At 73.5% G+C, this 13,492-nt stretch carries 13 protein-coding genes; 12 read left to right on the forward strand and 1 reads right to left on the reverse strand.

The annotated features are described in order from the left end of the window. Window positions 1–257 precede the first annotated feature (257 nt). The 3 genes from BX286_RS34265 (at window position 258) to BX286_RS34275 (ending at window position 2,532) form a co-directional block, all read left to right on the forward strand. On the forward strand, window positions 258–1,079 hold the full coding sequence (locus BX286_RS34265; RefSeq protein ID WP_045946957.1) for an AfsR/SARP family transcriptional regulator: 822 nt from the start codon (window positions 258–260) through the stop codon (window positions 1,077–1,079). 153 nt (window positions 1,080–1,232) lie between these two features. Beyond that, window positions 1,233–1,496: a phosphopantetheine-binding protein gene (locus BX286_RS34270; protein ID WP_159036903.1), complete on the forward strand. Its 264-nt coding sequence runs from the start codon at window positions 1,233–1,235 to the stop codon at window positions 1,494–1,496. 76 nt (window positions 1,497–1,572) lie between these two features. Continuing rightward, complete coding sequence (locus BX286_RS34275; protein WP_121017826.1) at window positions 1,573–2,532, forward strand: SRPBCC family protein; 960 nt, start codon at window positions 1,573–1,575, stop codon at window positions 2,530–2,532. Between the two features lie 87 nt (window positions 2,533–2,619). Here the strand turns inward: BX286_RS34275 and BX286_RS34280 are convergent, their stop codons facing one another. After that, window positions 2,620–3,234: a ScbR family autoregulator-binding transcription factor gene (locus BX286_RS34280; protein ID WP_257790384.1), complete on the reverse strand. Its 615-nt coding sequence runs from the start codon at window positions 3,232–3,234 to the stop codon at window positions 2,620–2,622. A 231-nt stretch (window positions 3,235–3,465) separates the two neighbouring features. Here BX286_RS34280 and BX286_RS34285 point away from each other — a divergent pair, with 231 nt between their 5' ends. From BX286_RS34285 to BX286_RS34325, 9 genes are all read left to right on the forward strand, one after another. After that, window positions 3,466–4,236 (forward strand): response regulator transcription factor, encoded by a 771-nt coding sequence (locus tag BX286_RS34285; RefSeq protein WP_079432366.1) that lies wholly within the window; start codon window positions 3,466–3,468, stop codon window positions 4,234–4,236. A gap of 37 nt (window positions 4,237–4,273) precedes the next feature. After that, window positions 4,274–5,134, forward strand: a complete 861-nt coding sequence (locus BX286_RS37735) for a hypothetical protein (protein ID WP_261993669.1) — start codon at window positions 4,274–4,276, stop codon at window positions 5,132–5,134. Window positions 5,135–5,371: 237 nt separating this feature from the next. After that, window positions 5,372–6,835, forward strand: coding sequence for an FAD-dependent monooxygenase (locus BX286_RS34295; RefSeq protein WP_121017827.1), 1,464 nt, complete (start codon window positions 5,372–5,374; stop codon window positions 6,833–6,835). Window positions 6,836–6,917: 82 nt separating this feature from the next. Then, on the forward strand, window positions 6,918–7,595 hold the full coding sequence (locus BX286_RS34300) for a TetR/AcrR family transcriptional regulator C-terminal domain-containing protein (protein ID WP_079432364.1): 678 nt from the start codon (window positions 6,918–6,920) through the stop codon (window positions 7,593–7,595). 44 nt (window positions 7,596–7,639) lie between these two features. Further along, window positions 7,640–7,969 carry a TcmI family type II polyketide cyclase gene (locus BX286_RS34305; RefSeq protein WP_100865011.1) on the forward strand — a complete coding sequence of 110 codons (330 nt, stop codon included), beginning with the start codon at window positions 7,640–7,642 and terminating at the stop codon, window positions 7,967–7,969. A gap of 37 nt (window positions 7,970–8,006) precedes the next feature. Beyond that, entirely contained in the window at window positions 8,007–9,275 is a 1,269-nt protein-coding gene (locus BX286_RS34310) for a beta-ketoacyl synthase (protein ID WP_079432362.1), read from the forward strand. Continuing rightward, on the forward strand, window positions 9,272–10,489 hold the full coding sequence (locus BX286_RS34315) for a ketosynthase chain-length factor (RefSeq protein WP_079432361.1): 1,218 nt from the start codon (window positions 9,272–9,274) through the stop codon (window positions 10,487–10,489). Before BX286_RS34310 ends, BX286_RS34315 begins: the two co-directional genes overlap by 4 nt. A 130-nt stretch (window positions 10,490–10,619) precedes the next feature. Continuing rightward, window positions 10,620–10,889 (forward strand): acyl carrier protein, encoded by a 270-nt coding sequence (locus BX286_RS34320; RefSeq protein WP_079432415.1) that lies wholly within the window; start codon window positions 10,620–10,622, stop codon window positions 10,887–10,889. A gap of 107 nt (window positions 10,890–10,996) precedes the next feature. Continuing rightward, entirely contained in the window at window positions 10,997–13,384 is a 2,388-nt protein-coding gene (locus tag BX286_RS34325; protein WP_121017828.1) for an SDR family oxidoreductase, read from the forward strand. Window positions 13,385–13,492 lie beyond the last annotated feature (108 nt).

A 13,492-nucleotide genomic window follows, 5' to 3' on the forward strand; every position in this document is an offset into this window, starting at 1 on the left:
GGAAAACCTGAGACGCATTTTGCACAGCCGGGAATCGGAACAGATGCGACGAGCCCGATCCATGGGCTGAGCACGGGGTTTGACGTCCTGTCGGAATCTTGTGCTGGGAATCCGTCGTCTGTTCGCCCGTTTCGGAGGTCCGCTCGACGTCGGCTTGAGTGCCCGGTGATGTTGCCCTGGGCTGGCTTACCGTCATCGGGTCGAATACTGATAACCGAGGGTATCTCGACGAAATGTGGAGGGGAGACGGGGAGACCGTGGAGATTCAGGTTCTGGGTCCGTTGAGTGCCGAGGTCAACGGGGCATCGATCGTTCCTACGGCGGGCAAGCCGCGTCAGATCCTGGCGCTTCTCGCGCTCTACCCGGGCCGGGTGATGCCCGTACCGACCCTCATGGAGGAGATCTGGGGCACCAAACTGCCCGAGAGCGCGCTCACCACCCTGCAGACGTACATCCTCCAGCTGCGCCGCAGGCTGGGCACGGCCATGGGGCCGGGCGCACCGGGCACGGCCAAGGACGTGCTCGCGACGCGGCACGGGGGCTACCTGCTCCAGATCCCGCAGGAGTCCGTGGACGTCCACAGCTACGAGGCCCTTGCGGCCGCCGGCCAGAACGCCTTCGACGAGGGCGACGACGAGCGCGCAGCGGACCTGCTGCGCAAGGCGCTCGACCTGTGGCAGGGCCCCGCCCTGGTCGACGTACGGGTCGGGCCGATCCTGGAGATCGAGGTGCTGCGGCTCGCCGAGAGCCGGCTCGTGACCACCGAGCGGCGCATCGACGTCGACCTCCGGCTGGGCCGGCACACCGAACTCCTCGCGGAGCTCACCGAGCTGATGGCCCGCAACCCGCAGCACGAGGGCCTGCACTCGCAGGCCATGGTGGCTCTCTACCGCTCGGGCCGGCAGGCGACCGCCCTGGACGTCTACCGCCGGCTCCGCGCCCGGCTGATCGGCGAGCTGGGGGTGGAGCCCTCGCAGCAGCTCCAGCGCCTGCACCAGGCGATGCTGCGGGTGGACCCCGCGCTGGACGTGGTCGCGGGACCGCGCCGCAGCTCCACCTTCGATCTGTACGCCGCATAGGTATATCAGGGGACGGCCGGACGGCCGGGCGGTGCGGTGGCGGGGCTCCAGCGCGGCTGGGGCCCGGTGTGAGCGTCCCTCCAGAACCCTCGGCCAGGCTCCTGGCGACCCGGTATGCGTCGCCACGCCGGCGGACCAGGAGAGAGGCACACCATGCACCGGCTGGAACTCACCGACCTGACCCGCATCCTGCGGTTCTGGGGAGGCGAGGAGGAGTGCGTCGAGCTGACCGAGGAGGTCCAGGACCTCTACTGGGACGAGCTCGGCTACGACTCGCTGTCCGTCCTGCAGACCACCGGCTCCATCGAGCGCAAGTTCGACGTCCTCCTCGACGGGGAGCTCCTCGAACTGGGCGACACCCCCCGGCGCTTCCTCGAGCTGGTCAACCGCGTCCTGGGCAGCCGGGCCGCGGTCTGAGGCTCCAGCGGCGTTCCGTCCGGACTCCGGCGGACCGCGACAGGATCTGTGGCAAGAGCCGAGAGAGGGGTGCCCGATGTCAGTCGAGCGAGTGCACCGGCTGTCGTACGCGGTCGACGCGGCCGCGCCGGCCGCGGCCCTGTACGCCCTGGTGGCCGACACCGCGCCGTGGCCGCTGTTCCTGCCGGACACCGTCCACACCGAACGGCTGGACTTCGACGGCACCGTCGAGCGGTACTCCCACTGGGCGGGAACGGACGGGCGGGCCGGGCGGTCGCTGTGGCGGCGGGCCCTGGACGCCGGGCGGCGGCGCGTGGACTTCCGCGAGGAGCGGCCCGCCGGCCCCGTGACGGGGGCGGCCGGCAGCTGGCGCGTGGAGGAACTGGCACCGGGCTGGTCGCGGCTGCTCCTGGAGCAGGACCTCACCGTCGCGGACGGCCCCGGGACGGAACGGGTCCTCGCCGAGGCCGGGGCGCGGGGGCGGGCGGCGGCCGACGGGCTGCGGGCCGTCGCCGAGCGGTGGCGGCGGCTGGAGGGGCTGCTGTTGTCCTTCGAGGAGTCCGTACGGATCCAGGGGCCCGCCGAGCCGGTCCACGCCTTCCTCTACGAGACGGGCTCCTGGCCCGGCCGGGTGGCGCACGTCGCGCAGGCCGAGGTGGTGGAGGACCGGCCCGGGGTGCAGCGCGTCCGGCTGGTGAGCCTGGCCGAGGACGGCTCCTCGTACCCGGTGGAGGAGGTGCGGGTGTGTTTCCCGGCGGCCGGGCGCATCGTCTTCAAGCGGCCCCGGCCGCACCCGCTGCTCGCGGCGCACGCCGGGGAGTGGTCGGTGGAGCCGGATCCGGGCGGGGTGAACCTGGTGTGCCGCAACGACGTCCTGCTGGACGAGAGGGCGGTGGAGCAGGTGCTGGGGCCCGGCGCCGACCTGGGGCGGGCGCGCCGGTACGTGCGCGAGCTGCTGGGGAAGGAGAGCAGGGCCGTGCTCGGGCCTGCGGGGGAGTACGCGGGGGAGCCGGTCAGGGCGCTGCGGTCGGTGTGAGGCCGTAGGGTCCCGTTGTCGTCCCGCGAGTCGCCGGGCGGGACCGTGGCCCGCCGCCGCGGTGTGCGGCGGCGGGCCACGGGCGCGTCAGCTGCCGCGCCCGGCCGTGTCGAGTTCGCGCAGCACGGCGGGCGCGGCCAGACAGGGCATGACCACCCGCCAGAACCCGGCCAGCGTACGGGGGGCGAGCCACTGGGGGTCGTCCCGGCCGAGGGCCTCGAAGCCGAGGGTGGCCGCCACCACCGTCGTCGCGACGTTGCGGTGGTTGAGCCCGGGCAGCAGGGCGCCCTCCTCCGCGGCCTCGACGAGCAGCCGGTACACGTAGTCGTGCCACTCCCTGGGCAGGGCGAAGGACGACGGATAGGCCGGCTCCCGGTTGAGCTGGAACGCGGCCCGGGCCACGACGTCGGACAGCAGCAGCCCGGCGAGCGCCTGGGAGCTGTCCGCCAGGGCCTGGAGGGCCGACGTCCGCCGCGTGTACACCTCACGGGTGACCGCGCGCAGGGTCCGGGCCCCGGCGGCCTCGACGGCCTGCGCGACGGCCGCCTTGTTCTCGAAGTGGAAGTGGAGCGCGCCCGGGCTCACTCCGGCGCCGACGCTGATCATGTTCAGCGTCGCCTCTGCGTACCCGCGCCGTCCGAACACCGTGGCCGCTGACTCGAGCAGTGCTTGACGGGTTCGGACGGCGCGTTCTTGTTTCATCACGCATAGCTCCTGTATCAGTTTCCTTCTATTATTAAACCGCCCCGTTGGTATGGGAAGAGGGCGCCGGGCGCCTCTGATGGCTTGATCAACGGCGATTCCTGCCCCGCTGTGGCCTGATTCGATCCACTTATCGCGAACCTTGCCGCGATTTGCGGGCTTTGACAAACCGACGAAGCGGTTTGTATCTTCGTTGACGTTGGCTCGACTGAGCTTGAGGGAGGGGGGCAGATGAACCAGCGGACGTTCGCTGTACTGGAACCTCATACAACCGCCGCGGGGGCGAACGGTGGGTTCCTACCGGCCGAGGGACTGAGGGTGCCACCGCACGCGCCGGCCCAGTCGGCCCTGTGGCGGGTCCTCATCGTGGAGAGCAACGCGATGGAGGCCGAGACGCTGGCGCGCGGTCTGCGCCGGCACGGACACGAAGTGGACATCGTCGGCACCGGGAGCGAGGCGCTGCGCGGCTACGCCGACGCCGACCTGGTCCTGCTCGACCTGGAACTGCCCGACCTCGACGGACTGGAGGTCTGCCGGGGCATCCGCGCCGCCCACGAGATCCCCGTCATCGCGGTCACCGCCCGCGGCAGCGAGCTGGACCGGGTGCTGGGCCTGCAGGCCGGAGCGGACGACTACCTCGTCAAGCCCTACGGCTTCCGCGAGCTGATGGCCCGTATGGAGGCGGTCATGCGCCGCGCCCGGCCGTCGAGGCCCGCGGCGGCCACGATCACCTGCGGGCCGCTGCGCATCGACGCGGGCACCCGGGAGGTGACCCTGAACGGGGAGCCCGTCGAGACCACCCGCAAGGAGTTCGACATGCTCTACCTCCTCGCCTCGCACCCCGACACGGTCATCCCGCGCAAGATGCTGATGCAGCAGGTCTGGGGGGACTCCTGGTCCCGCCGCACCGTCGACACGCACGTGAGCACGCTCCGCAACAAGATCGGCGCCAACTGGATCATCACCATCCGCGGCGTCGGCTTCCGGTTCGGCCAGGGCTGAACCCGTCCGCACCGCGATGAGCCGAGGGGGGAAGACCATGGCAGTGACGGCACCGTGCCAGGGGGAGGGCTGCCGCCGCCGGACCGCCGACGGGCGCTCCCGCCGGCGCACGGCCGAGGTCGGGCGGCTGTGCCGGCCCTGCCGGGAACGCCTCGACGCGGGGCTGGCCGAACTCGCGCACCTCTACGAGGAGTGCGGCAGGATGCTCGCCGGCGCCGCGCCCGGCAGCCTGCGCGAGCGCACCACCGGCGGCGACCTGCCCGGACTGCCCTTCAACGGGGCCGCCGCCGACGTACGGGCCAGGATGGTCTCCGTACTGGGCTCCTGGAGCGGACTGGTCGCGCAGGAGCGCGGCTTCGCCTCCCCGCCGCGCACCGTCGCCGCGCTCACCGCCTTCCTGCGCCGCAACGGGGACTGGCTCGCCGCCCACCCCGCCGCCGCCGAGGCCACCGAGGAGACGGCCCGCCTGGTGCGTGCCGGACGCCGCGCCGCCTTCCCCGACCGCGCCCGCAGCATCCGCCTCGGCGCCTGCCCCGAATCCGGCTGCTCCGGCTCCCTCACCGTCGCCGTCCGCACCACCGACCGGGACACCGGACGCGACAGCGGCCAGGCGGTCGTGTGCGACGCCGACCCGGCGCACCGCTGGACCAGCGACCAGTGGAGCGAGCTCAGCGACACCATGGACTCCGGCCGCGCCGGCGCCGCCCCGGCGGCCGCGCCCACCGAACGCTGGCTCACCGCAGCCGACATCGCCCGCCTGTGGCACACGCCGACCGGCACCGTCTACCGGCTGGCCAGCGAGCAGCGGTGGCGCCGGCGCCGGCGCGCGGGCCGTACCTACTACAACGAGACCGACGTGCGGACCTGCTTCGACCAGCGGGCGGCCGCGCGCACCTGAAACGGTCTTCCCCCGCACGATCTTCCACAGCGGTCCGCACTCGATCCGGTAGGAGCCGGATCGAGGAGTCTGACCGCGGTTTGACATTCCCTTGGCCGGTTCGCGAAGCAGCGGACCGGCCCTTGTGGAACCTGACCGACTCCTGAACCCCACGCCATTGAACGGCCGCTCGCGCCCGAAGAACCTTGTAGTCAAGATCCGGTGCACTGTCTCCGGAGGCGAATTCAAGGAGACGTGATGGACGCCCCTGTGATCGTCGTCGGCGCGGGTCCCGCGGGACTGATGCTCGCCGGTGAACTGCGGCTGGCGGGAGTCGCCGTCGTCGTCCTGGAACGCCTGGAGCGGCGTACGGGAGAATCGCGCGGCCTCGGCTTCACCACGCGCACGCTGGAGACCTTCGACCAGCGCGGCATCCTCGCCCGCTTCGGCGACATCGAGCGCAGCACGCTGGGCCACTTCGGCGGGCTGCCCCTCGACTTCGGCGTGCTCGACGGCGCCTGCCAGGCGGCCAAGACCGTGCCGCAGTCGGTCACCGAAACGCATCTGGAGGAGTGGGCCACCGGCCTGGGCGCCGACATCCGGCGCGGCTGGGACGTCCTCTCCCTCCACGACGACGGCGAGGGCGTCGAAGTGGAGGTCCGCGGCCCCGGCGCCGCCACGCGGACCCTGCGCGCCTCCTGGCTGGTGGGCTGCGACGGCGGGCGCAGCACCGTGCGCAAGGCCGCCGGCTTCGACTTCCCCGGCACCCCGGCCACCATGGAGATGTTCCTCGCCGACATCAAGGGCATCGAGCTCAAGCCCCGGATGATCGGCGAGACCCTCCCCGGCGGCATGGTCATGGTCGGCCCGCTGCCCGGCGGCACCACCCGCATCGTGGTCTGCGAACGCGGCACGCCCCCGCGGCGGCGCGAGAGCGCGCCCTCCTTCGACGAGGTCGCCGCCGCCTGGCAGCGGCTCACCGGCGAGGACATCTCGGCCGCCGAACCGGTGTGGGTCAGCGCCTTCGGCGACGCCGCCCGGCAGGTCACCGAGTACCGGCGCGGCCGCGTCCTGCTGGCCGGCGACGCCGCACACATTCACCTGCCCGCCGGCGGACAGGGCATGAACACCGGCATCCAGGACGCCTTCAACCTCGGCTGGAAACTCGCCTCCGTGGTGCAGGGACGGGCCCCGCTGGGCCTGCTCGACACCTACCACACCGAACGGCACGCGGTCGGCCAGCGGCTGCTGATGAACACCCGCGCCCAGGGGCTGCTCTTCCTCAGCGGCGCCGAGGTGCAGCCGCTGCGCGACTCGCTGCGCGCACTCATGGAGTACGAGGACGTGGCCCGCCACCTCGCCGCCATGGTCACCGGCCTGGAGATCACCTACGAGGTCGGCAAGGGCTCCCACCCGCTGCTCGGCCGGCGCATGCCCCACCTGGAGCTGGCCGCGGCCGACGGCACCACCTCCAGCACCGAACTGCTGCGCCCCGGCCGCGGGGTGCTCCTCGACCTGGCGGACAACCCGCGGCTGCGCGGACGTGCCGCCGCCTGGGCGGAACGGGTCGACACCGTGACCGCCCGGCCGCGCGGGGCCGCCGACGGACTGCACGACACCACCGCCCTGCTGATCCGGCCCGACGGATACGTGGCATGGGCCGCGCCCGGCAGCCACCACGACCTGCCGATGGCGCTCGAGCGCTGGTTCGGGACCCCCTGACGACCGGGGCCCCGGCGACCGGCACCCCCTGAGGCCGACGCATCTGACGGCCGGACGAGCACGTCAACCGGAGGAACCACACATGGCAACGCCGCAAGCAACGATCGAGCGCGCCCCCGCAGGGCCCGGAGCCGGCCAGGCCGGCCCCGACGGGGAGCGAAGCGACATCGTCCGGGCGGCCCGGACCGTCCTCGCCCGCGAGGGCTGGAGGCACTGCACCGCCGAGGCCACCGCCGCCGAGGCCGGGCTCCCGACGGCCGCCGTCGGCCGGCACTTCCCCGACCACGAGCAACTGCTGCTGGGCGTCCTCCTGGACAGCTCCGCCTCCGTCGCCGCCTCCCTCGCGGCCGTCGCCGAGAGCTACCTCGCCGAGATCCACGACCTCCGCGAGGACCTGATCGCGCTCGGCCGGGCCTGGCTGGCGCCGCTGGAGGCCTTCCGCGAACACTTCGCGATCGTCCGGCACATCAGCGCCGAGGTCACCCACCTGCCCGCCCAGGCCGTCGACAAGTGGCAGGCCACCGGCCCCCGCCAGGCCCGGCGCGAACTGGCCCGCCGCCTCCAGCAGGTCGCCGCCCGCGGCCTGCTCGACATCGCCGACGCCGACCAGGCCGCGGAGCGCTTCATCCTGCTGGTCCCCTCGTCCGTCGTGCAGCGCTCCTTCCACGGCGCGCTGCCGCTCGGGCGCGCGGAGGAGGACGCGCTCATCGCCGACGGAGTAGACGACTTCATCCGCCTGTACGGCCCGGCCTCCCGCTGACCGCCGGCCCGCCGACCCGCCGATTCCCGGAGAGAGTGGAAACAATGCACAGCAACCTGATCGTGGCGCGGATGGACGTCCGTTCGAGCGCCGAGGTGGCCAAGATCTTCGCCGAGTTCGACCGCACCGACATGCCGGAGCGCATGGGCACGCTCCGCCGGCGCCTGTTCTCGTACAACGGGCTCTACTTCCACCTCCAGGACTTCGCCGAGGACGACGGCGGCGAGCGCATCGAGCAGTCCCGCAACGACCCGCGGTTCATGCGCATCAGCTACGACCTCCAGCCCTTCATCCAGCCGTACGACCCGGAGACCTGGCGCTCCCCGGCCGACGCGATGGCGACCCGCTTCTACGACTGGACGGCGACGGAGTGATGTCCGCGACCGCAGAGATGACGGGAGGGCACCGACCGTGGGCCGCCGGGTAGTCATCACGGGCATCGGGGTGCTGGCGCCGGGCGGCATCGGTGTCCGGGAGTTCTGGGAACTGCTGAGCTCGGGGCGCACGGCCACGCGCGAGATCACCCACTTCGACGCCTCCCCCTTCCGCTCCCGGGTGGCGGCCGAGGCCGACTTCCTGCCGGAGCTCCACGGGCTGACCGACGAGGAGATCCGCCGCATGGACCGCGCCGCCCAGTTCGGCGTGGTCGCGGCGCGCGAGGCGGTCGCCGACAGCGGCCTCGACTTCGCCGCGCTCGACCCCTACCGCACCGGCGTCAGCATCGGCACCGGCGTGGGCGCGGTCTCCAGCCTCGACAAGGCCTACCGGACGGCCACCGACCACGGCCGGCTCGCGGCGGTGGACCACATGCGCGCCCCCGCCGACCTCTACGACCACTTCGTGCCCGGCTCCTTCGCCACCGAAGTGGCCTGGGCCGTCGGCGCCGAAGGCCCCGCCACGGTGGTCTCCACCGGCTGCACCTCCGGCATCGACTCGGTGGCGCACGCCGTCGATCTCATCCGCGAGGGCAGCGCCGACGTCATGGTCACCGGCGCCACCGACGCCCCGATCACGCCCCTCACCCTGGCGTGCTTCGACGCGGTCAAGGCGACGACCAGCCTCAACGACGATCCGGCGCGGGCCTCCCGGCCCTTCGACGCCACCCGCCGGGGCTTCGTCCTCGGCGAGGGCGCCGCCGTGTTCGTCCTGGAGGAACTGGAGGCGGCCCGCCGCCGCGGCGCGACCGTCTACGCGGAGGTCGCCGGCCACGCCTCCCGTTCCAGCGCCTTCCACATGACGGGACTGCGTCCCGACGGCCGCGAACTGGCCGAGGCCATCACGGTGGCGCTCGACGAGGCGCACCTGAACCCGTCCGACCTCGACTACGTCAACGCCCACGGCTCCGGCACCCGGCAGAACGACGCCCACGAGACGGCCGCCTACAAGCTGGCGCTCGGCCCGTACGCCCACCGCACCCCGGTGAGCTCGGTCAAGTCGATGATCGGGCACTCGCTGGGTTCCGTCGGCTCCATCGAGATCGCCGCGTCCGTCCTCGCGATGCGCCACCACCTCGTGCCGCCGACCGCGAACCTGCGCACCCGGGACCCCCAGTGCGACCTCGACTACGTCCCGCTCGTCGCGCGGGAGCACCGCACCGATGCCGTCCTCACGGTCAGCAGCGGGTTCGGCGGGTTCCAGAGCGCGATGGTGCTGGCCCGGCCCGACAGGAGGACCGCATGAGCGCCCGAACCCTGGTCACGGGCATCGGCGTGGCCGCCCCCAGCGGCCTGGGGGTGGAGGACTTCTGGGCGGCGACCCGGATCGGCAAGAACGCCATCGGTCCCGTCACCCGCTTCGACGCCTCCTCCTACCCCGCGCGCCTGGCCGGGGAGATCCACGGCTTCGAGCCCGCCCAGCACCTCCCGGGCCGGCTCGTCCCCCAGACCGACCGGGTGACGCAGCTCGCCCTCGTCGCCACGGACTGCGCGTTCGAGGACGCGGGCCTGGACCCGGGGGACCTCCACCCCTGCGACATGGGCGTGGTCACCGCGGCCGGCTCCGGGGGCGCCGAGTTCGGCGAGAAGGAACTGCGCAAGTTCTGGAGCCAGGGGCCCAAGCACGTCAGCGCGTACCAGTCGTTCGCCTGGTTCTACGCGGTGAACACCGGCCAGATCGCCGTCCGCAACGACCTGCGCGGGCCCACCGGGGTCCTCGTCGGCGACCAGGCCGGCGGGCTCGACGCCCTCGCCCAGGCGCGGCGCCGGCTGCGCAAGGGCAGCCGGCTGATCGCCGCCGGCGGCTTCGACGCACCGATCTGCTCGCTCGGCTGGGCCGCGCACCTCGCCGGGGGCGACCTGTCCACCAGCGACGAACCCGAACGGGCCTACCTGCCCTTCGACGAGGCCGCCCGCGGCTACGTCCCGGGCGAGGGCGGCGCGCTGATCATCCTGGAGGACGAGGAGGGCGCGGTCGCCCGCGGGGCACGGGACGCCTACGCCGAGTTCGCCGGATACGGTGCCACGCTCGACCCCCGGCCCGGCAGCGGCCGCGAACCCGGTCTGCGCCGGGCCGCCCTGACGGCGCTCGCCGACGCCGGCTGCCATCCGGCCGAGGTCGACGTGGTCTTCGCCGACGGGGCTGGCGTGCCGCGGCTCGACCGGGAGGAGGCCGAGGCCATCACCGCGGTCTTCGGCCCGCTCGGCGTGCCGGTCACCGCGCCCAAGACGACGACCGGCCGGATCGGGGCGGGCGGAGCCCCCGTCGACGTGGTCTCCGCGGTCCTCTCCATGCGGGAGGGACTGATCCCGCCGACCACCAACGTGGAGCTCTCGCCCGCGTACGACATCGACCTGGTGGCCCTCCGGCCGCGGACGGCGTCGGTGCGCACCGCGCTCGTCCTCGCGCGCGGCCGCGGCGGCTTCAACTCCGCGGTGGTGCTGCGCGCGCTCGACTGAGCGGCCCCGTCCTCCCGGCCCGCGCCCGTCCCCGCCCCCTTCCCCGGGCGGGAACGGGCGCTCCCCATGCCCCGCACCGAACTCCCGCAGCCGGAAACACCGGTGCGGTACACCGATGAAGGGACCCCACGTGTCCAAGCAGGAATTCACCTTCGCCGACCTCAAGCGCATCCTCCTGGACGGCGCCGGAGCCGACGAGGAGATCGACCTCGACGGCGACATCCTCGACACCGACTTCGAGTCGCTGGGCTACGAGTCGCTGGCGCTGCTCGAGACCGGCAGCCGGATCGAGCGCGAGTTCGACATCACGCTGGACGACGACATCTTCGCCGACCACACCACCCCGCGCTCGCTCGTCGAGGCCGTCAACGCGAGCCTCAAGGTCACGGTCGACGCCTGAGCCGCCCGGACCGGCCGGAGCCGCGGCACCTCCGCGAGGGCCGCGGCTCCGGGCCTGCGCCACCACCTCTTCCGCCCCCACCCCGCCCACAGAAAGGGAGTACGCCCATGGCCATCGATCAGGACCTCACCGAGAGCCAGGTGATCGTGGTCGGCGCGGGCCCCGTCGGACTGCTGCTCGCCGGAGAACTCCGGCTGGCGGGCACGGACGTGGTGGTGCTCGACACGCTCACCGCCCCCACCTCCGAATCGCGGGCGTCCACCCTGCACGCCCGCACCATGGAGATCCTCGACAGCCGAGGCCTGCTGGAGCCGATCGGCGAGGTACCGCACGACAGCGCCGGACACTTCGGGGGCATCCCCCTCGACCTCGGCCTGCCCGGCCCCTACCCGGGGCAGTGGAAGGTGGCCCAGACCCGCCTGGAGGAAGTCCTCGGGGAATGGGCCGCCGACCTGGGCGCGGACATCCGGCGCGGCCACGAGCTGACCGGACTGTCCCAGACGCGGGACGGCGTGGTCGCCACCGTGCGCACCGAGGGCGGAACGCTGTCCCTGCGGGCCGCGTACGTCGTCGGCTGCGACGGCGAGAACAGCGCCGTCCGCCGGCTGGGCGGCTTCGACTTCCCCGGCACCGACGCCGAACGCGAGCTGCTGCGCGCGGACGTCGCCGGCATCGACATCCCGAACCGCCGCTTCGAGCGCCGGGAGGGCGGTCTCGTCATCGCCGCCCGCCGGCCCGACGGGGTGACCCGGGTGATGGTGCACGAGTTCGGGGCGCGGCCCCGGCCCGGGCAGCCCTCGTTCGAGGAGGTCGCCGACAGCTGGAAGCGCATCACCGGCGAGGACATCGGCGGCGGCACCCCGCTGTGGGTGAACTCGTTCGGCGACGCCTCCCGGCAGGCCTCCGAGTACCGGCGGGGCCGGCTGCTGCTCGCCGGGGACGCGGCGCACCAGCAGATGCCGATCGGCGGCCAGGCCCTCAACCTCGGGCTGCAGGACGCCTTCAACCTCGGCTGGAAGCTGGGCGCCCGGATCGCCGGGCACGGCACCGACGCGCTGCTGGACACGTACCACGAGGAGCGGCACGCGGTCGGGCAGGCCGTCCAGAGCAACGTCAGGACCCAGGCGCTGCTGCTGCTCGGGGGGCCCGAAGTGGACGCGGTGCGGGAGGTGTTCGCGGAGCTGAGCGCCAGTGAGAACGTACGGACGCACCTGGCGGGGCTGGTCTCGGGGCTGTCCGTCCGCCACGACGTGGGGGAGGACGGCCACGGCCCGGCCGGCTCGCGCGTGCCGGCCTGGGAGGTCACCACCGCCGAGGGGAGCACCACCACGCTGGGGCTGCTGCGGCCGGGGCGGGGGCTGCTGCTCCTGCCGCCGGGCGAGGAGGCGCGGCGGGCGGAGCTCGCGCAGACTGCGGGGGCCTGGGGCGACCGGGTCCGGGTCGTGCCGGCGGTGTCGGTGACCGGCGGGGCGGGTGCGTCCGGTGTGGCTGATGTGCCTGAGGGTGCGGTGCTCGTGCGGCCCGACGGGTACGTGGTCTGGGCCGACGGGCCGGAGGCGGGGGCGCTGGACGAGGCGCTCGCGCGGTGGTTCGGAGCCGGGGGCACCGGTGCGGGCGGGGGCGCGGGGGTGCGGGAATCCCGCGCTCCGGCCGTCGCCGCCGTCCCCGCTTCGGAGCCGGCCCGTACGGCCGCCGCGCCGCAGGCCCTCGCCGGGGTCCGGCGGGGCGTCGGCGCGGAGCGGCTCACCGGCCGGACCGCGCTGGTCACCGGGTCGAGCCGGGGCATGGGCCGGGCGGCCGCGATCCGGCTCGCCCAGGAGGGCGCGCTCGTCGCCGTCCACTACCACCGGGACGAGGCGGCGGCGCGTGAGGTCGTCACCTCGGTGGAGAAGGACGGCGGGCGGGCCTTCGCGGTACGGGGAGAGCTGGGTGTCGACGGTGACGTGGACGGCCTGTTCGCCGTGCTGGAGGAGGACCTGCGGGAGCGCACCGGCTCCACCGACCTGCACATCCTGGTGAACAACGCCGGGGTGATGGGCGGGGTCTCGGCGGACGAGGTCACGCCGGAGCAGTTCGACCGGATCTTCGCCGTCAACGCGAAGGCGCCGTTCTTTCTGATCCAGCGGGCGTTGCGGAACATGCCGGACGGCGGCCGGATCATCAACATCTCGTCCGGCCTGACGCGGTTCGCCAACCCGGACGAGATCGCGTACGCGATGAGCAAGGGCGCGCTGGAACAGCTCGCGCTGCACTTCGCGAAGGCGCTCGGGCCGCGCCGGATCACCATCAACTCGGTCGCGCCGGGGATCACCCGGAACGGGAACCCGGTGTTCGACATCCCCGAGGCGGTGGAGCAGATGGCGGGGCTGTCGGCGTTCGGGCGGATCGGTGAGCCTGAGGACGTCGCGGACGTGGTGGCGTTCCTCGCCACCGACGAGGCCCGCTGGATCACCGGGTCGTTCGTGGATGCCACGGGCGGCACGCTGCTGGGCTGACGCCGCCGCTGCGCGGTGCTCCTCCCCGCCCCGCAGCGGACACCGTGTCCCCTTCGACTCCGTCGGCGTGTGTATCCCACGCCGCCACGCCGGCGGTGGGCGGGGCCG

It is taken from the genome of Streptomyces sp. 3211.6 (assembly GCF_003634815.1).
In the GTDB taxonomy this organism is placed as follows: domain Bacteria; phylum Actinomycetota; class Actinomycetes; order Streptomycetales; family Streptomycetaceae; genus Streptomyces; species Streptomyces katrae_A.

Coding starts and splice junctions, on each gene's coding strand:
- BX286_RS34270 (WP_159036903.1), top strand. CDS start 1,233: ATGCACCGGCTGGAACTCACCGACCTGACCCGCATCCTGCGGTTCTGG.
- BX286_RS34275 (WP_121017826.1), top strand. CDS start 1,573: ATGTCAGTCGAGCGAGTGCACCGGCTGTCGTACGCGGTCGACGCGGCC.
- BX286_RS34280 (WP_257790384.1), bottom strand. CDS start 3,234: ATGAAACAAGAACGCGCCGTCCGAACCCGTCAAGCACTGCTCGAGTCA.
- BX286_RS34285 (WP_079432366.1), top strand. CDS start 3,466: ATGAACCAGCGGACGTTCGCTGTACTGGAACCTCATACAACCGCCGCG.
- BX286_RS37735 (WP_261993669.1), top strand. CDS start 4,274: ATGGCAGTGACGGCACCGTGCCAGGGGGAGGGCTGCCGCCGCCGGACC.
- BX286_RS34295 (WP_121017827.1), top strand. CDS start 5,372: ATGGACGCCCCTGTGATCGTCGTCGGCGCGGGTCCCGCGGGACTGATG.
- BX286_RS34300 (WP_079432364.1), top strand. CDS start 6,918: ATGGCAACGCCGCAAGCAACGATCGAGCGCGCCCCCGCAGGGCCCGGA.
- BX286_RS34305 (WP_100865011.1), top strand. CDS start 7,640: ATGCACAGCAACCTGATCGTGGCGCGGATGGACGTCCGTTCGAGCGCC.
- BX286_RS34315 (WP_079432361.1), top strand. CDS start 9,272: ATGAGCGCCCGAACCCTGGTCACGGGCATCGGCGTGGCCGCCCCCAGC.
- BX286_RS34325 (WP_121017828.1), top strand. CDS start 10,997: ATGGCCATCGATCAGGACCTCACCGAGAGCCAGGTGATCGTGGTCGGC.